Genomic DNA, 18,567 nt, shown 5'->3' with positions numbered 1-18,567 from the left:
AGCCCAGGCAGCGACCGACACCGCCAGCAGCCCGAAGGCCATGAACTCGACCGCACCCGTCAGGATCATCCGCTTGAACATCGGCATCGCCTCTCGTTGACGTCCTGAGTTTTGTTCTTGTTTTGTTCTTTGTAAAGCGGTTTCGGATATCCCTGTGCAGCAAGGTTAGCGGCTCGTTAATTAAGAGGCGAACCCTCGGAGCCCTCGCACGTGTCAGGCGTCGTAATGCCAGCGGCAGTGGAGGATTTCGAGGGTCTGATCCGGTCCCTGCCCGGCGACCCGATAGACAAGGCGGTGCTCCCCGGTCATCCGTCGCGACCACCAGCCCTTGAGATGGCCTTCAGGGGCTCGGGCTTGCCAACGCTCTGGAACGGATGCCGCCGGGCCTCACCGATCAACACGGTGATGCGCTGGAGGGTCGTTCGATCGGCCGCCTGCCGGTGACGGTAATCGTCCCAGGCATGGTCAGACCAGACCAGCTTCACGGCTGGATCAGGTCCCGCTCCGTCCCCCCGGCACCGTCGCGTTGCGCCATCGCTTCGGGCAGGCGCCGGGCATTCGCCGGTGTCCCGAGCAGGTGAAGGGTCTCACGCAGGCTCTCGAACTCGGCAAGCGGCAGGATGACGAGATCTTCGTGGTTCTGCCGCGTCACCACCAGTTCGGTGCGATCCGTCTCGACCCGGTCGAAATGGGTCGCCAGGTTCTTCCGCAACTCGGTGAAACCGACATGGGTCATGGCTCTGAGCCTCATGTACACACCCATGGACGTGTTCTGACGACTCTGCGGATGCAAGGCGGTGCCGCGATCAGGCCGCCCAGCCCGGTCACGCCACCTCTTCGATCAGCCCGTCCCGGATCGTCACCCGCCGGTCCATGCGGGCGGCCAGGTCCATGTTGTGGGTCGCGATGAGGGCGGCGAGGCCGGAGGCGCGCACCAGCGCCACCAGGATGCCGAAGACGTGGGCCGCGGTGTGCGGATCGAGATTGCCGGTCGGCTCGTCGGCGAGCAGCAGGCGCGGGCCGTTGGCGACGGCGCGCGCGATGGCGACGCGCTGCTGCTCCCCGCCGGACAGTTCGGCTGGCCGATGGACGAGCCGGTCCTTCAGCCCGAGGAAGCTCAGGAGCTCCGTCGCGCGCGCCTTGGCCTCGCGGTTCGACAATCCCCGGATGAGCTGGGGCATGACCACGTTCTCCAGGGCCGAGAACTCCGGCAGGAGATGGTGGAACTGGTAGACGAAGCCCATCTCCTCGCGGCGCAGGCGAGTGCGCTCGGCATCGGCCATCGCCGCCGTGGGCGTGCCCCCGAGGTAGATCTCGCCGCCATCCGGGCGCTCCAGCAGGCCGGCGAGATGCAGCAGCGTGCTCTTGCCGGCGCCCGAGGGCGCCACCAGGGCGACGAGCTCGCCGGGCCAGATCGCGAGGTCGGCCTGCCGCAGGATCTCGAGGGCACCGGTCCCCTGCGGGTAGCGCCGCTCCACCTTGGCGAGGAACAGGGCCGGGACCGGCTGCGCGCCGGGCGCCTCGGCTTTCGTGGTCATGGAGGTTCGGGCCTTCAGCCGTAGCGCAGGGCCTGCACCGGATCGAGCCGGGCGGCGCGCCACGAGGGGTACAGCGTCGCGATCAGCGACAGGGCGATGGAGGTGACCACCACGACGGTGATCTCGTTGGCGTTCATCTCGGCCGGGATCTCGGCGAGGAAGCGCACGGTCGGGTCCCAGGCGGAGGGGAACAGCACCCGCTGGATGCCCTTGATGTTGACCGTGATCAGGATGCCGAGCGCCAGCCCGCTCAAGGTCCCGACCACGCCGATCAGCGCGCCGTTGATCAGGAACACCCGCATGATGGTGCCGGGGGTCGCCCCCATGGTGCGCAGGATGGCGATGTCGCTCGACTTGTCGCGCACCAGCAGGATCAGCCCCGAGATGATGTTGAGGGTCGCCACCACGACGATCAGGCTGAGGATCAGGAACATCACGTTCCGCTCCACCTCCAGGGCGCCGAAGAAGGTTCGGTTGCGCTGGCGCCAGTCGGTCAGCAGCACAGGGCGCTCGGCCGCCATCTCCAGATCGGGTCGCATCGCCGCCACCGATTCGGCGTTGTCGAGATAGACCTCGATCAGGCTGACGTCGGAATCCCGGTTGAAGAAGGCCTGCGCCTCGGTGAGCGGCATGAACACGAAGGTCGAGTCGAACTCGGTCATGCCGATCTCGAAGATCGCCTTGATCGAATAGCCCTTGGTGCGGGGCGCCGTCCCGAACGGGGTCGAGGCCCCTTTCGGCGTCAACAGGTTGATCTGGTCGCCCGCCTGGACCCCGAGGGATTCGGCGAGCCGGCGTCCGATGGCGACGCCCGAGCCGTCGTCGAAGCCTTCGAGGCTGCCGCTTTTGACGTTGCTCGCGATGGCGCCGATCTTGTCGAGATCCTCGCCCCGGATGCCGCGTACCAGCACGCCGCTGCCGGCGCCGCCATAGGGCGAGGAGGCGAAGGCCTGCCCCTCCACCAGGGGAATCGCGGCCCGGACGCCGGCCACCTTAGACAGGCGTTCGGACAGGTCGGCATAGTCGGTGAAGAGCTTGTCGATCGGCGAGACGAAGACGTGCCCGTTGATGCCGATGATCTTCGACAGGAGTTCCGTGCGGAAGCCGTTCATCACCGAGAGCACGATGATCAGCGTGGCCACGCCGAGCGCGATGCCCAGCAACGAGAAGAAGGCCACCACCGAGACGCCGCCGCCCCGGCGCCGCGCCCGCAGGTAGCGCCCGGCGATGATCCACTCGAATCCGGCGAAGGGCGGCGTACTCCCGCGCTGGAACCGCGTACGAAGACCCGCGAGCCTGTCCGTCAGGGCCCCCGCCATGATGCGCCTCAGACCCGCTTCAGACGGGCGAGCAGATCGATCGGGGCGATGCTCTCGCGTTCGGCCCCGGCGCGCCGCTTCAGCTCGACCTTGCCCTCTGCGAGGCCGCGCGGGCCGACGATGACCTGCCAGGGCAGGCCGATGAGATCGGCGGTGGCGAACTTCGCGCCCGGGCGCTCGTCGCGGTCGTCGTACAGCACGCTGAGCCCGGCGGCCTCCAGGGTCGTCTGGATCTCCGCGCAGGCCGCGTCGGTGGCAGCGTCGCCGGTCTTCAGGTTGATCAGGGCGACGTCGAAGGGCGCGACGGAATCGGGCCAGATGATCCCGGCCTCGTCGTGCGACGCCTCGATGATCGCCGCCACGAGGCGGCTCGGGCCGATGCCGTAGGAGCCCATGTGGACCGGGCGATCGACCCCGTCGGGACCGGTGACCTTTGCGCCCATCGGCTCGGAATACTTGGTACCGAAATAGAAGATGTGCCCGACCTCGATGCCGCGCGCGGCCATCTGCTTGTCGCCCTGCACCTCGGCGAAGGCCGCCGGCTCGTGCATCTCGGAGGTCGCGGCGTAGAGCGAGGTCCAGCGGTCGACGGTGCCCTGGAGCGCGGCGACGTCCTCGAAATCGGTGGTCACCGGCGGGATCTCGAAGTCGAGATACTGGCTGTCGCAGTAGACCTCGCTCTCGCCGGTCTGGGCCAGGATGATGAATTCGTGGCTGAGATCGCCGCCGATCGGCCCGGTATCGGCCCGCATCGGGATCGCCTTGAGACCGAGCCCCGCGAAGGTGCGCAGATACGCCACGAACATCCGGTTGTAGGCATGGCGGGCGGCGGCCTGGTCGATGTCGAACGAGTAGGCATCCTTCATCAGGAACTCGCGCGAGCGCATGGTGCCGAAGCGTGGCCGCACTTCGTCGCGGAACTTCCACGAAATCTGATAGAGGTTCTTCGGCAGGTCCTTGTAGGAGCGCACGCTGCCGCGGAAGATCTCCGTGACGACCTCTTCGGCGGTGGGCCCGAACAGCATCTCGCGGTCGTGGCGATCGGAGATCCGAAGCATCTCCTTGCCATAGGCCTCGTAGCGGCCGGATTCGCGCCAGAGCTCGGCCGACTGGATCGCCGGCATCAGGATCTCGATGGCGCCCGCCCGGTCCTGCTCTTCGCGGATCACCGCGCAGACCTTGTTCAGCACGCGCAGGCCGAGCGGCAGCCAAGCATAGATGCCGGCGGCCTCCTGGCGTACGAGGCCGGCCCGCAGCATCAGGCGGTGGGAGACGATCTCGGCTTCCTTGGGCGTCTCGCGCAAGGTCGGCAGGAAATAGCGGGAGAGACGCATGGAAGGCCCTGGAAACAGCGTGCCAGTGGGTCAACGGCACGCCCCGGCACACAACACATTGCATCAGGAAAAGACAAGCGCGGCCAGGTGACACCGATCCGCTCAATCGCCGTTCCGGTGCGGTCACGCGGACAAATGCGCAGAACCGACACGCATTCCGGTAGAAAAGCGCAAGAATGTGTCACGAAGGACGTGACAATGAGAATTGTTGTTCCTATAAGCGCCCCGTGATGGTTGCACCGCCCAAGCAGCGGCGCCGCACGGTCCGAGTCTCGGGAGGAATTTCAGCCGCCACGCCGTCAGCAATGCGTGAGACAATCGAGGCTGAGCGCACTACCATCTTTACAAAGCAAGGCTTAGGCCTTGCTTTTTTTATGCCTAGACGCTTGCGCGGGGCTGGCATCGCCTCTTCGGCGTCTGCGTCGCTTGGGTGCCCTCGTCCAAAAGCGGTTCGATCGGAGATTCCATCCCCGGTGTCATTCCGGGGCGCCACAGGCGAGCTCGGACCCGAAGGGGCGCGCCGGCGGTGTGCAATTCAGAGCCGCTGACGGCGTAAGTTCCTGAACGACTTGCGTTTCTGGACTCCGGGCTCCGCTGCGCGGCCCCGGGATGACGGGGTGCTGCGTCTGGACTTCGCCCCCGATGCGAGCTTATGCGGTGACTCTGTCCCGGCGTCGACGGGGATGCGGCCCGACCGCTAAGAGACAGCTGCGTAAACCCGGTCGCGCCGTCGCCTCAGAGCCCCGCCAGCTCGAACACCTGGATCGTCACCAGGAAGACCACGCTCGCCAGGAGCGAGGTCAGGATCGCCTTCTCGCGCAGGCGCGGGCTGGCCGGCGCCCCCGGGTCCTGGCCGGGCACCATCCGTGCCGGGTCGCTCTCCACCTGGTTGCGCAGGGGCAGGATGACGAAGAGCAGCGTCCACCAGACCACGAAGTAGAGGGCGAGCGCACCGAACACCGAGAGCTTGAACAGGCTCACCGCGACGGCGACTGCCGTGGCAAGCACCACCACCATCACCCCGAGGGTGCGGAGGGTGGAGGCGGCCAGGGCCTGGAGGACTGCGCCCATTCGGCTCAAACCTGTTCCAGCTCGACGAGGGTGCCGAGGAAGTCCTTCGGATGCAGGAAGAGCACGGGCTTGCCGTGGGCGCCGATCTTCGGCTCGCCGGTGCCGAGAACGCGCGCGCCCTGGGCCTTCAGCTGGTCGCGCGCAGCCAGGATGTCGTCGACCTCGTAGCAAACGTGGTGCACGCCACCGTTGGGATTGCGCTCGACGAAGCTCTCGATCGGCGAGCCCTCGCCGAGCGGCGCCATCAGCTCGACCTTGCTGTTGGGCAGGTTCACGAACACCACCGTGACGCCATGCTCGGGCTGCGGCAGCGGCTCCGTGACGGTGGCGCCCAGGGTGTCGCGATAGATGGCGCAGGCGGCGTCGAGATCGCGCACCGCGATGGCGACATGGTTCAGGCGTCCGATCATGATGGGCTCCCCCCGTTATGCTTGCCCCGCGAAATGCCCCTCTCCCCTCTGCGGGAGAGGGTGGCCCGCGAAGCGGGACGGGAGAGGGGAGCACCCGTTCCGGAGAGGTCCACCCCTCTCCAACCTTGCTCCGCAGGCCCCCTCCCCCGCCGAGGGGGGAGGGTCGATGCCCTAGACCTCGACCACCTGCACGTGGCAGGCGGGCTTCTTGCCCCAGACCTCGTTCACGGCCGAACGGATACCCCGGTCGACCGCCTTCTCGACGGCCTCGGCGTCCTTGCGCTTCGGCTTGGACAGGCCCGACAGGGTCCGCGAGACGGACTCGACCACCACGTCCAGCATCGCCTGGCCGTTGCGGCCGCGATTGGGCAGGCCGATGATGTCGATGGCGGGCTCGCCCAGGATCTCGCCCTGGACGTCGATCGCGATGGCCACGGAGACCAGACCGGCCTGCGAGAGCTTGCGCCGCTCGGGGATGGCCCGGTCCTTGGCGTCGATCAGGACGTTGCCGTCCTTGAACAGGCGCCCGGCCTTGACGTGGTCGACGATCTCCGGCGTGCCGGGCGCGAGGCGCACGACGCTGCCGTTGCGGGCCTTGACGATGTTGGGAACGCCCTGGGCCCGGGCGAAACGCGCGTGCTCGTCCAGGTGCAGGGCCTCGCCATGGACCGGGATCGCGGTCTGCGGCCGGGTCCAGGCATACATCTCCGCCATCTCGTCGCGGCGGGGATGGCCGGAGACGTGGACCAGCTTGGTGCGGTCGGTGACCACCTCGATGCCGGCATTGATGAGGTCGTTGATGATCGCGCCGACCGCCCGCTCGTTGCCGGGAATGGCGCGTGAGGAGAAGATCACGCGGTCACCGGCGGCGAGCGTGATGTCCGGATGGTCGTCGCGCGAGACCCGGGCGAGCGCGGCCCGCTCCTCGCCCTGCGAACCGGTGAGCAGGGCCACGACCTTGTCGCGCGGCAGGTAGCCGTAGCTGTCCGACGACCGGAATTCCGGCAGGCCGTCGAGGAAGCCGCATTCGCGCGCGACCCCGATGACCCGGTCCATGGCGCGGCCGACCGCGATCACCTCGCGGCCGCAGGCCTGGGCGGCCTCGGCCACGGCCCGCATGCGGGCGACGTTGGAGGCGAAGGTGGTGACCGCCACGCGGTGCGGCGCCTCGGCGATCAGCTCGCGCAGGGTGGCGGCGACCTCGGCCTCGCTCGGGGACCGGCCCTCGCGCACGACGTTGGTCGAGTCACTGATCATCGCCAGGATGCCCTCGTCGCCGAGCGCCCGGAAGGCGGCCTCCGAGGTCACGTCGCCGAGGATCGGGGTCGGGTCGAGCTTCCAGTCGCCGGTGTGGAGCAGCAGGCCGTGCGGCGTGCGGATCGCGACCGCGTTGGATTCGGGGATCGAGTGCGAGACCGGCACGTACTCGATCTCGAAGGGACCGATCTGCACCCGGCGCCCGGCCTGGATCTCCTTCAGGATGACCTTGGGGGCACCCGGCTCGCTCAACCGGCGGGCTTCCAGCAGGTTCTTGGCGAACCGCGTCGCGTAGACCGGCGCCTTGAGCTTGGGCCACAGCTCACCGATGGCGCCGATATGGTCTTCGTGCGCGTGGGTGATGAAGATGGCGAGGAGGTCGTCCTTGCGCTCCTCAATGAAGCTCAGGTCGGGGAACATCAGGTCGATGCCGGGGAAACCCTCCTCGCCGGCGAAGCCCATGCCGCAATCGACCATGATCCATTTGCGCCGCTTCGGGGGGCCGAAGCCGTAGAGCGCCGCGTTCATGCCGATCTCGCCCACGCCGCCGAGCGGCACGAAGACGAGTTCGTCTTGCCCTGTCGTCATTGTCCGTCAAACCTCAAGCCGCCGTCGCGGCCGTTCCCAGATGCACCTCGCCCGCCGTCACGGTCCGTCGCGTTCCATCCTCCGAGCGGACGACGAGGCGTCCCGCTCCGTCGATCGTCTCGAAAATTCCGTGTACGAGGGTGTCGCCTGTCCGCACCGAAACCGGCGCGCCGATCCCGGCCGCGTCAGCGATCCAGCGCTCGCGGATTCTCTCGAACCCGCGGCCACGGTCCCATTGTCGCGCTGCGTCGATGACGGCGTCCGTCAGGTGGACGAACAGATCCTCGGCGCGCGTGTCGTACCGCATCTGCCTGAGGCAGGTTGCGGGATAAGGCAAGCCCTGTGGCGCCGCAGCGACGTTGACGCCGAAGCCCATCACGACCGCGCGACGCCCGCCGGGGCGGCTGTCGGCCTCCAGCAGGAGGCCCGCGAGCTTGGCGCCGGAGGCCAGAACGTCGTTCGGCCACTTCAGGCGGCACCCCTCGACGCCGGCGGCGGCGAGGGCGGCGGACAGGGCGACACCGGCGACGAAGCCGAGGGTCGGCACCTGGCCGGGCTCCACGTCGTCCACCGGCCACAGCAGGCTCGCGGTCAGGTTGCCGGGCTCGGAGGCCCAGGCATTGCCGCGCCGGCCCCGGCCCGCGTCCTGCCGATGGGCCACGATCCAGAGCGGACCGGTCTCGCCGGCCCGGAAACACGCCATCGCCTCGGTATTGGTGGAATCGAGGCGCTCGTGGACGTGGAGGCGATGTCCCGCGACCCGCGCCTGCGGGCCGAGGCCGTATCCGCTCAAGGGGCTAGAACAGCGACTTGGCGGCGGCACCCGCGGCGTCCACCAGCGGGGCCGGCACGATCCCGAACAGCACCACCACCAGACTCGCCAACGCGAGGACGATGCGGGTGCCGGGCGCCATCGGCTCGTAGGCGGCCACCGGCTCGTCGAAATACATCACCTTGACGAGGCGCAGATAATAGAACGCCCCGATCACGCTGGTGACCACGCCGATGATCGCCAGGGCCACGAGGTCGGCTTTGATGGCGGCGGCGAAGACGTAGTACTTGGCGAAGAACCCGGCCAGCGGCGGGATGCCCGCGAGGGAGAACATCATCGCGGCGAGGCAGAAGGCCAGGACCGGATGGGTCCGCGACAGGCCGGAGAGATCGTCGACGGTCTCGAACATCTGGCCGCCGCGCCGCAGCGACAGCAGCACCGCGAAGGCGCCCAGCGTCATCGCGAGGTAGATGATCATGTAGACGACGACGCCCCGGATGCCTTCCGGCGAACCGGCGGCGAGGCCGACCAGGGCGTAGCCGACATTGCCGATCGACGAATAGGCCATGAGCCGCTTGAGCGAGCGCTGGCCGATGGCGGCGAACGAGCCGAGCGCCATCGAGGCGATCGCCACGAACACGATGATCTGCTGCCACACCGCCGTCACGTCCGGGAAGGCGCCGATGAAGAGCCGCACCGTCATCGCCATGGCGGCCATCTTGGGCGCCGAGGCGAAAAACGCCGTCACCGGCGTCGGCGAGCCCTCGTAGACGTCGGGGGTCCACATGTGGAACGGCACGGCCGCGAGCTTGAAGGCGACGCCGGCGGCCACGAAGACGATGCCGAGCACGATGCCGAAGCCCGCCGTGCCGTCGAGCGCCGCGACGATGCCCGGAAAGGAGACGGTGCCGGTGAAGCCGTAGACCAGGGAGGCGCCGTAGAGCAGCATGCCCGAGGAGAGCGCGCCGAGGACGAAGTACTTCAGCCCGGCTTCCGTGGACTTCAGGTTGTCGCGATGGAACGCCGCGATGACGTAGGCTGCGAGCGACTGCAGCTCGAGTCCGAGATAGAGCGAGATCAGGTCGTTGGCCGAGGCCATCACCATCATGCCGACGGTGCACAGGATCAGCAGGATCGGGAACTCGAACCGGTCGATGCGCTCGCGCTGGAAGTAGTCGCGCGAGAGCAGGATCGTGGCGGCCGAGCCGAGCAGGATCAGCGCCTTCATCACCTTGGAGAAGTTGTCGATGATGAACGAGCCGTTCAACGTGGTGATCTTGGCGCCCGACTGGGACATGACCGCGAACAGCGCGAGCACCAGCAGGATCAGGGCGCCGACATTGACGCCCTCGGCGGAGCGCTCGCCCCGGAACGCCCCGTAGAGGATCAGCACCAGCACGCCGATGCTGAGGATCAGCTCCGGCAGGGCAGGCCCGAGCGCGGGCAGGACGATCTGAGCGGCGTTCATCGGATCAAGCCTTCAGCGCGACACGGACGGCAGGGTGGCCGCGGCGGTCTGCGTGTTCGAGAGCGCGGTCCGCATGCTCTGCATCAACGCTTCCGTCGAGGGCGCGAAGGTGTCGAGCACGGGGGCCGGGTGGACGCCGTAATAGATCGTCAGGGCGACGAGCGGCGCGATGATGATCTTTTCGCGGAGATCCAGGTCGAGGATGCCCTGCAGGTTGGGCTTCTCGAGCTTGCCGTAGATCACGCGGGCGTAGAGCCAGAGGGCGTAGCCGGCCGACAGGATGATGCCGAACACCGAGAAGAACGCCACCGTCGGGTTGGCCCGGAAAGCCCCCATCATGGCCAGGAACTCGCCGACGAAGCCCGACGTCCCGGGCAGGCCGACATTGGCCATCGTGAACACCATCATGGCCGCCGCGTAGAGCGGCATCCGCTTCACCAGCCCGCCATAGGCGGCGATCTCGCGGGTGTGCATCCGGTCGTAGACGACGCCGACGCAGAGGAAGAGCGCGCCCGACACGATGCCGTGCGAGATCATCAGGAACAGCGCGCCCTGGATGCCCTGCTCGTTCATGGTGAACAGGCCGAGCGTCACGAAACCCATATGCGCCACCGACGAGTAGGCGATGAGCTTCTTGATGTCGGTCTGCATCAGGGCGATCAGCGAGGTGAAGATGATGGCGATCACCGAGAGGGCGAACACCATCGGGGCGAAGGCTTGGCTCGCATCCGGGAACATCGGCAGCGAAATCCGGATGAAGCCGTAGCCGCCCATCTTCAGCAGGATGCCCGCCAGGATCACCGAGCCGGCGGTCGGCGCCTCCACGTGCGCGTCGGGCAGCCAGGTATGGACCGGCCACATCGGCATCTTCACCGCGAAGGAGGCGAAGAAGGCGAGCCACAGCCACGTCTGCATATGCACCGGGAAGCGGGTGTGCAGCAGGGTCGGGATGTCGGTGGTGCCGGCATGCCAATACATCGCCATGATGGCGAGCAGCATCAGCACCGAGCCGAGCAGGGTGTAGAGGAAGAACTTGAAGCTGGCGTAGATGCGCCGCTTGCCGCCCCAGATGCCGATGATGAGGAACATCGGGATCAGGCCAGCCTCGAAGAACAGGTAGAACAGCACCAGATCGAGGGCGCAGAACACACCGATCATCGTCGTCTCGAGGACGAGGAAGGCGACGAAGTATTCCTTCACCCGGGTGTTCACCGAGAGCCACGAGGCGCCGATGCAGAACGGCATCAGGAACGTGGTCAACAGGATCAGCGGCATCGAGAAGCCGTCGACGCCGATCTTGAACCGCGTGGTTTCGCTCAGCCAGGCATGGGTCTCGACCAGCTGGAAATTCGCGGTCGTCGCGTCGTAGCGGCCCCAGGCCACCAGCGAGAGCAGGAAGGTGGCGAGGGTCGTGATGAGCGCAGCCCAGCGGGCATTGCGCTTCGAAGCCTCGGTCTCCTCCCCGAGGGTGAGGATGAAGGCCGCGCCGCAGAGCGGCACGATGAGGAGGCCGGAGAGGATTCCGAGGCCTAACATGAGCGGGCGCTCCGATACGTGACGGCGGCCATCAATGGGCGACCTTGGGCAGGCCGGTCAGCATGTACCAGCTGATGAGTGCGGCGACGCCGACGAGCATGACGAAGGCGTAGTGGTAGACGTAGCCGGTCTGGAGACGGACGACGCCGCGGGTCACGTCGAGGACGCGGGTGGCGATCCCGTCCGGACCCATGCCGTCGATGACCCGGCCATCGGCCTCCTTCCAGAGGAACTTGCCGAAATCCTTGGCCGGTCGGACGAAGATCCGGTCGTAGAGTTCGTCGAAGTACCACTTGTTGAGCAGGAACCGGTACAGGCTCGGCTGCTGGGCAGCGAGCTGGCCCGGCAGTTCCGGCCGGCGGATATACATCCAATAGGCCAGCACGAAGCCGATCAGCATCATGATGAAGGGCGAGTAGGCCACCAGCGCCGGCACCGCGTGGATGTCGTGCATGATGTGGTTGTCCGGGCCGTGCCCCAGGGCGTGGCCCCAGAATGTCTCCATGCCCTCGCCGATGAAGCGGTTCTTGAAGATCAGCCCGGCGAAGAGCGCCCCGAAGGCCAGGATGCCGAGGGGGATCGTCATCACCAGTGGGCTCTCATGCGGCGTATGCGCATGATCGTGGTGCTCGATGGCGCTGTGCGAGGCCGGCTCGACGTCGTGGCCCTTGTCGTCGTGGGCGACGCCCTCATGGTGGCCCGGGGCGCCGTCGGCCTCAGCCGACGAACCCACATGCGCGGCCTGGGCGGAGGCGCCGGCCTGGACAGCCGCATGCCCGGCGGCATGGTGATCGTCGTGATGCGCGGCGCCATGGCCGGCCCAGCGCGCCGGTCCCTCGAAGGTCATGAAGAACAGGCGCCAGGAATAGAACGAGGTCATCAGCGCGGCGACGACGGTGCAGATGAAGGCCAGGGTGTGACCGGGCCGCGTCGACGCATAGGCCGCCTCAATGATGGCGTCCTTCGAGTAATAGCCGGCGGTGAAGGGGAAGCCGATCAACGCCAGGGTGCCGATGGTCATCATCGCCGAGGTGAAGGGAATGTAGCGGCGGAGATTGCCCATGTTCCGCATGTCCTGCTCGTGGTGCATCGCGTGGATGACGGAGCCGGCGCCGAGGAACAGCAGCGCCTTGAAGAAGGCGTGGGTGAAGAGGTGGAACACGGCGGCCGAATAGGCGCCCACGCCGAGCGCCACGAACATGTAGCCGAGCTGCGAGCAGGTCGAGTAGGCGATCACCCGCTTGATGTCGTTCTGCACGAGGCCGATCGTGGCGGCGAAGAACGCCGTGATGCCTCCGATCACCGTGACCACGATGAGGGCGTTGGGAGCGAGTTCGAACAGCGGCGACAGGCGCGCCACCATGAACACGCCGGCCGTCACCATGGTGGCGGCGTGGATCAGCGCCGAGACGGGGGTCGGCCCCTCCATCGCGTCGGGCAGCCAGGTGTGCAGCAGGAACTGGGCCGACTTGCCCATGGCACCCATGAACAGCAGCAGGCATGCGAGCGTCAGGGCGTTCCAGTCGTAGCCGAGGAAGTGGAAGGTCGCGTCCTTGATCTCGGGCGCGCGAGCGAAGATGCCATCGAAGGCGATCGATCCCGTCAGCACGAAGACCAGGAAGATGCCGAGCGAGAACCCGAAATCGCCGACGCGGTTGACGATGAAGGCCTTCATGGCGGCGGCGTTGGCCGAGGGCTTCTCGTACCAGAACCCGATCAGCAGGTAGGAGGCGAGGCCGACGCCCTCCCAGCCGAAGAACATCTGCACCAGGTTGTCAGCCGTCACCAGCATCAGCATGGCGAAGGTGAAGAGCGACAGGTAGGCGAAGAAGCGCGGACGGTGCGGATCCTCCTCCATGTAGCCGATGGAGTAGAGGTGCACGAGGGTCGAGACCGAGGTGACCACCACCAGCATGATCACCGTCAGGGTGTCGATGCGGAAGGCCCAGTCGACCACGAGGTCGCCGGCGGTGAACCAGGTCGCCACCTGCACGCGGGTGGCGTGCTCGGTGCCGGGCACCTCGAGGAAGGCGCCCCAGGACAGCAGCGCCGAGAAGGCGAGGAGGCCGGTGGTGATGCCCTCGCTGAGCTTCGGGCCGAGCTGGCGGCCGAACAGGCCGGCGAGCAGCGCACCGACGAGCGGGAGGAAGACGATCGCGTGATACATAACGTCAGTTCGTCCCCAGCAAGTTCACTCGCATCATCTTAAAACATCCGACCAATCGCGCGTTCGATGAAGTTAGAAGCGAGAGTGACCACAAAATAGGAAGGAAGAGACTACCTCACCGGATGGTAGAAGGTAGCAAATCCTGCATGGGCCACACGCAATCTGCCGGGATGCTTCAAGCATTTGCTCCGCTCGCCACCCTTGTGGAACGGACGACTCCAGGGCCAGGGCTTGGCCCACGCCAGCGACGCTGGCCCCGATCAACACAGCAGCCAAGCCGCGCGATAGGGGGATCGATGGCGCGGTCGGGGCCATGTTCACCCCTTCATCATGTTGACGTCCTCGACCGCGATCGAACCGCGGTTTCGGAAGAACACGACGAGGATGGCGAGGCCGATGGCCGCTTCCGCCGCCGCCACGGTCAGCACGAACAGGGCGAAGACCTGTCCGGTGATGTCGTTGAGGTGGGTCGAGAAGGCGACGAGGTTGATGTTGACCGCGAGCAGGATCAGCTCGACGGACATCAGGATGACGATGACGTTCTTGCGGTTCACGAAGATGCCGAGCACGCCCAGCGTGAACAGGATCGCGGCGACCGTCAGGTAGTGGCTCAGGCCGATCATCGGATGTGGCTCCCGGTCTCTGCCGTTCGAGGTCCGCAGGCCATCAGACTTCCACGCCCTGGCGCGAGGGTACCTTGCGGGTCTCCACCGCCATGGCCTGCGTGCGCGCGTTCTGGACGGAGATGTTCTGACGCTTGACACCCGGACGGTCGCGCAGGGTCAGCACGATGGCGCCGATCATCGCCACCAGCAGGATCAGGCCGGCGAGCTGAAAGAAGAAGACATAGTCGGTGTAGAGCACCCGGCCGAGGGCCTGGGTGTTGGTGATCGCCTCGGCGCTGGCGACCGGGCCGAGGGGCGCCTGGATCAATCCGGGATCGATGGTCCACGACCCGACCACCAGCAGCAGCTCGATCAGGAACACCGCGCCGATCAGGGCGCCGATGGGCAGGTATTGCTGGAAGCCCTGACGCAGCTGGGCGAAATCCACGTCCAGCATCATCACGACGAACAGGAACAGCACCGCGACGGCGCCGACATAGACGACGACCAGGATCATCGCCAGGAACTCGGCGCCCATCATCACGAACAGCCCGGCGGCGTTCACGAAGGCCAGGATGAGGAAGAGCACGGAGGCCACGGGATTGCGCGAGGCGATCACCATGAAGCCCGAGGCGATGGTCACACCTGCGAACAGGTAGAAGAAGGCAGCGGCTGCGCTCATGCGATTCTAGAGATCAGCCGTCCCGAGGACGGCCCCTTCTGCCGAAACTGTGCCACGGCCCACCGGCCGCCCGTCTATAGAACCCGCCCCTGCGGTGCACAACCGCCTCGGCGCGCCTGGGCCGGTTTCGCGGAGGCAGAACCGGCGCTCTGTTTCATCCGCCCGGAGTCGGGCCGCATTCCGGTCGTTCAGCGGTAGGGCGCGTCCACCGAAAGATTGCGGGCGATCTCGCGCTCCCAGCGGTCACCGTTCAGCAGGAGCTTCTCCTTGTCGTAGAGAAGCTCCTCGCGGGTCTCGACCGAGAACTCGAAGTTCGGCCCCTCGACGATCGCGTCGACCGGGCAGGCCTCCTGACACATGCCGCAATAGATGCATTTCACCATGTCGAGGTCGTAGCGCGTCGTGCGGCGGGTGCCGTCGTTGCGGCGGGGGCCGGCCTCGATGGTGATGGCCTGGGCGGGGCAGATCGCCTCGCACAGCTTGCAGGCGATGCAGCGTTCCTCGCCGTTGGGGTAGCGACGCAGGGCGTGCTCGCCCCGGAAGCGCGGGCCGCGATGGCCCATCTCGAAGGGGTAGTTGATCGTGGCCTTCGGCTTGAAGAAGTACTTCATCGCCAGGACGAACCCGGACGCGAACTCCTTCAGCAGCAGACCCTTAGCGACCTGATCGAGCTTCATGGCTCGGATCTCCGTGAGGGGTTGTCAGGCGCCCGGCGCGAGGCCGGTGAGCTTGAGGACAAAGGCGACGACGATGACCGAGACGAGCGAGAGCGGCAGGAACACCTTCCAGCCGAGGCGCATGAGCTGGTCATAGCGGTAGCGCGGCACCATGGCCTTCACCATGGCGATCATGAAGAACAGGAAGCTGGCCTTCAGGGCGAACCAGATCAGGCCCGGCACCCAGGTGAAGGGCGCGAACGGGATCGGCGAGAGCCAGCCGCCGAGGAACAGCACCGTACCCAGCGCGCACATGGTCATGATGGCCACGTACTCACCCAGCATGAACAGCAGGTACGGCGTCGAGGAATACTCGACCATGTAGCCAGCCACGAGTTCCGATTCCGCCTCCGGCAGATCGAAGGGCGGGCGGTTCGTCTCGGCCAGCGCCGAGATGAAGAACACCACGAACATCGGGAACAGCCAGAGCCAGTACCAGCCCAGTATGCCCAGCGAGGTGTCCTGCGCCATGACGATGCGCGACAGGTTGAGCGACCCGGCGCAGAGCAGGACGCAGATGATGACGAAGCCGAGGGAGACCTCGTAGGAAATCATCTGCGCCGCCGAGCGAAGCGCGCCCAGGAAGGCGTATTTCGAGTTCGACGCCCAACCGCCCATCAGCACGCCGTACACTCCGAGCGAAGAGATCGCGAAGATGTAGGTGATGCCGACGTTGAGGTCGGCGATGGCCCAGCCCTCGGCCAGCGGGATCACCGCCCAGGCGGCGAGCGCCAGGGTGGCGAAGACCAGGGGCGCCAGCAGGAACAGCGCCTTGTTGGCGCCAGCCGGGATGATCGGCTCCTTCAGGACGAATTTCAGCAGATCGGCGAAGGACTGGAACAAACCCCAGGGCCCGACCACGTTGGGTCCGCGCCGGAGCTGGACCGCCGCCCAGATCTTGCGATCGGCCAGCAGGGCGTAGGCGATGAAGACGAGGAGCAGCGCCAGCAGGACGAAGCTCTTGAGCACCAGGAGCAGGACGGTGCCGAGAATTTCCCAGGAGGTCATGGCAGGAAATCCTTATTCGGCCGCTTCGAGGCCGCGCACCCGGGCGAGGCTCGAACACTCGGCGAGCACCCGCGAGGCGCGGGCGATCGCGTTGCTGAGATAGAAGTCCGGGATCGCCGAGGCGAAGGCGGTGCGGCTCGGCTCGCCGCTCAAGGCCGACAACGTCTCGACCGTGGCCACGGCGTCGCTCGGGGCGATCGCATCGAGGGCGGCGAAGTGCGGATGCTCGGCATAGAGGGCACGCCGAAGCGCCGCCAGCGAATCGAACGGCAGGCGCCGGCCGAGCACGTCCGACAGGGCGCGCAGGATCGCCCAATCCTCTCGGGCATCGCCCGGCGGGAAGCCGGCCCGATTGGTGGTCTGCACCCGACCCTCGAGGTTGACGTAGGTGGCGCTTTTTTCGGTATACGCGGCACCCGGCAGGACGACGTCGGCGCGGGTGGCACCGCGATCGCCATGCGTACCCTGGTAGATCACGAAGGCGCCGGGTTCGATTGTGACCTCGTCGGCACCTAGGTTGTATACCACATCGAGCGAACCCGCTCCCGCGATCCCGGCGAAGTCCAGCCCGCCCTCCCCCGGCACGAAGCGGAGATCGAGGGCGCCGACCCGCGCAGCAGCCGTCTGGAGCACGCCGAAGCCGTTCCACTCGGGCGTCACCGCGCCGATATCCTTCGCAAGCTTCGCCGCGTCGGCCAGAATGGCGGCGCCGTCGGGTCGGGCGAGCGCCCCCGTGCCGACGATGATGAGCGGACGGCTGGCGGCCTTCAGGGCCTCGGCGAAGCTGTGCTGGCCGGAGGCGAGGTTCGCCAGCGTCTCGGGGCCGGCACCCAGATAGGTGTGCGGATAGGTGAGGTCGACGGGCTCGCCGATGAGGCCGACGGCCAAAGGTCCCATGCGCCAGCGCTTGCGGATGCGCACGTTGAGCAGCGAGGCTTCGAGACGGGGATTGGTTCCGACGAGCAGGATCGCGTCCGCGTCTTCGATCCCGGCAATGCCGGTGCCAAGGGTGTAGGCAGCCCGGCCCCAGGACGGATCGATCGCTTCGCCGGCCTGCCGGCAATCGAGATTCGTCACACCAAGCGACGTCATCAGTGCCTTCAGCGCGTAGATCTCCTCCACAGCGGCCAGATCGCCGACCACCGCGCCCATGCGCTTCGGGTCGGTGCTCTTCACCTTCGCGGCGATAGCGCCGAATGCCTCACCCCAGGACGCAGGACGCAGCCGGCCATTTTCGCGTAGATACGGCCGGTCCAGGCGCTGGGTCCGCAGGCCGTCCACAGCGTGGCGGGTCTTATCGGAGATCCATTCCTCGTTGATCCCCTCGTGAACCCGCGGCTCGATCTGCATGACCTCGCGACCGCGGGCATCGACCCGGATGGCGCAGCCAACCGCGTCCATCACATCGACGGATTCAGTTTTCGACAGCTCCCAAGGCCGAACCTCGTAGCTCTGCGGCTTGTGGACCAAGGCGCCGACGGGGCAGAGGTCGGCGACGTTGCCCTGAAGCTCGGAGCCCATCGCGGATTCGAGGTAGCTGGTGATCTCCATGTCCTCGCCGCGCCCGATGGCGCCGAGATCCGGCACGCCAGCGACTTCGGCCAGGAAGCGGACGCAACGGGTGCAGTGAATGCACCGATTCATGGCGGTCCGCACCAGCGGACCGATGTATTTCTCCTCGACCGCGCGCTTATTCTCGCCGTAGCGGGTCGAGTCGACGCCGTAGGCCATCGCCTGGTCTTGGAGATCGCAGTGGCCGCCCTGGTCGCAGATCGGGCAATCGAGCGGGTGGTTGATGAGGAGGAATTCCATCACCCCCTCGCGAGCCTTCTTCGTCTGGCCCGAGCGGGTCAGCACTTCCGGCGGTTCGCCGTTGGGACCTGGCCGGCAATCCTTCACCGCGTAGGCGCAGGAGGCCACCGGCTTCGGCGCGCCCTTCAGCTCGACAAGACACATCCGGCAATTGCCCGCGATGGACAGCCGTTCATGGAAGCAAAAACGCGGAATCTCCGCGCCCGCGATCTCGCACGCCTGGAGCAGCGTGTAATCCGCCGGAACATCGACCTCGGTGCCGTCAACGACGATCTTGGTCATCT

16 protein-coding genes and 1 pseudogene are annotated in these 18,567 nt (G+C 66.8%); all 17 read right to left on the bottom strand.

The window, feature by feature from the left end; translation table 11 throughout:
* Positions 1 to 213: 213 nt before the first annotated feature.
* Positions 214 to 485: pseudogene (locus ACV7NL_RS07235) on the bottom strand (Txe/YoeB family addiction module toxin).
* Positions 482 to 751, bottom strand: a complete 270-nt coding sequence (locus tag ACV7NL_RS07230; RefSeq protein WP_463355285.1) for a type II toxin-antitoxin system Phd/YefM family antitoxin — start codon at positions 749 to 751, stop codon at positions 482 to 484. The pseudogene ACV7NL_RS07235 and the gene ACV7NL_RS07230 overlap by 4 nt, the downstream one beginning before the upstream one ends.
* Positions 752 to 824: 73 nt before the next feature.
* Positions 825 to 1,538 (bottom strand): ABC transporter ATP-binding protein, encoded by a 714-nt coding sequence (locus ACV7NL_RS07225; protein WP_056178969.1) that lies wholly within the window; start codon positions 1,536 to 1,538, stop codon positions 825 to 827.
* 14 nt (positions 1,539 to 1,552) lie between these two features.
* Positions 1,553 to 2,857, bottom strand: a complete 1,305-nt coding sequence (locus ACV7NL_RS07220; protein ID WP_056178967.1) for a lipoprotein-releasing ABC transporter permease subunit — start codon at positions 2,855 to 2,857, stop codon at positions 1,553 to 1,555.
* A gap of 8 nt (positions 2,858 to 2,865) precedes the next feature.
* A complete protein-coding gene (gene proS, locus ACV7NL_RS07215; protein WP_247635062.1) occupies positions 2,866 to 4,191 on the bottom strand; it encodes a proline--tRNA ligase in 1,326 nt (441 codons plus the stop codon).
* Between the two features lie 735 nt (positions 4,192 to 4,926).
* Positions 4,927 to 5,262, bottom strand: a complete 336-nt coding sequence (locus ACV7NL_RS07210) for a DUF1467 family protein (RefSeq protein ID WP_200935860.1) — start codon at positions 5,260 to 5,262, stop codon at positions 4,927 to 4,929.
* Between the two features lie 5 nt (positions 5,263 to 5,267).
* Positions 5,268 to 5,672: a methylmalonyl-CoA epimerase gene (gene mce, locus ACV7NL_RS07205; protein WP_056178961.1), complete on the bottom strand. Its 405-nt coding sequence runs from the start codon at positions 5,670 to 5,672 to the stop codon at positions 5,268 to 5,270.
* Between the two features lie 171 nt (positions 5,673 to 5,843).
* Entirely contained in the window at positions 5,844 to 7,517 is a 1,674-nt protein-coding gene (locus ACV7NL_RS07200) for a ribonuclease J (RefSeq protein ID WP_056178958.1), read from the bottom strand.
* Positions 7,518 to 7,530: 13 nt separating this feature from the next.
* Positions 7,531 to 8,310 (bottom strand): biotin--[acetyl-CoA-carboxylase] ligase, encoded by a 780-nt coding sequence (locus tag ACV7NL_RS07195; RefSeq protein WP_463355284.1) that lies wholly within the window; start codon positions 8,308 to 8,310, stop codon positions 7,531 to 7,533.
* A gap of 4 nt (positions 8,311 to 8,314) precedes the next feature.
* Positions 8,315 to 9,757 carry an NADH-quinone oxidoreductase subunit NuoN gene (gene nuoN / locus ACV7NL_RS07190; RefSeq protein ID WP_056178951.1) on the bottom strand — a complete coding sequence of 481 codons (1,443 nt, stop codon included), beginning with the start codon at positions 9,755 to 9,757 and terminating at the stop codon, positions 8,315 to 8,317.
* A gap of 12 nt (positions 9,758 to 9,769) precedes the next feature.
* Positions 9,770 to 11,293, bottom strand: coding sequence for an NADH-quinone oxidoreductase subunit M (locus tag ACV7NL_RS07185; protein ID WP_463355283.1), 1,524 nt, complete (start codon positions 11,291 to 11,293; stop codon positions 9,770 to 9,772).
* Between the two features lie 31 nt (positions 11,294 to 11,324).
* Positions 11,325 to 13,460 carry an NADH-quinone oxidoreductase subunit L gene (gene nuoL / locus ACV7NL_RS07180; RefSeq protein ID WP_463355282.1) on the bottom strand — a complete coding sequence of 712 codons (2,136 nt, stop codon included), beginning with the start codon at positions 13,458 to 13,460 and terminating at the stop codon, positions 11,325 to 11,327.
* A gap of 317 nt (positions 13,461 to 13,777) precedes the next feature.
* Positions 13,778 to 14,083, bottom strand: coding sequence for an NADH-quinone oxidoreductase subunit NuoK (gene nuoK / locus ACV7NL_RS07175; RefSeq protein WP_055947368.1), 306 nt, complete (start codon positions 14,081 to 14,083; stop codon positions 13,778 to 13,780).
* Positions 14,084 to 14,126: 43 nt separating this feature from the next.
* On the bottom strand, positions 14,127 to 14,747 hold the full coding sequence (locus tag ACV7NL_RS07170) for an NADH-quinone oxidoreductase subunit J (protein ID WP_463355281.1): 621 nt from the start codon (positions 14,745 to 14,747) through the stop codon (positions 14,127 to 14,129).
* Positions 14,748 to 14,935: 188 nt separating this feature from the next.
* Entirely contained in the window at positions 14,936 to 15,424 is a 489-nt protein-coding gene (nuoI, locus tag ACV7NL_RS07165; RefSeq protein ID WP_056178940.1) for an NADH-quinone oxidoreductase subunit NuoI, read from the bottom strand.
* A gap of 24 nt (positions 15,425 to 15,448) precedes the next feature.
* A complete protein-coding gene (gene nuoH, locus ACV7NL_RS07160; RefSeq protein WP_056483763.1) occupies positions 15,449 to 16,471 on the bottom strand; it encodes an NADH-quinone oxidoreductase subunit NuoH in 1,023 nt (340 codons plus the stop codon).
* 12 nt (positions 16,472 to 16,483) lie between these two features.
* On the bottom strand, positions 16,484 to 18,565 hold the full coding sequence (gene nuoG / locus ACV7NL_RS07155) for an NADH-quinone oxidoreductase subunit NuoG (protein ID WP_463355280.1): 2,082 nt from the start codon (positions 18,563 to 18,565) through the stop codon (positions 16,484 to 16,486).
* Between the last annotated feature and the right edge of the window lie 2 nt (positions 18,566 to 18,567).

Source organism: Methylobacterium sp. Ger2507 (genome assembly GCF_055231875.1).
Note: the sequence above shows the minus strand (reverse complement) of the source record. Positions and strands in the feature narration are given on the sequence as shown.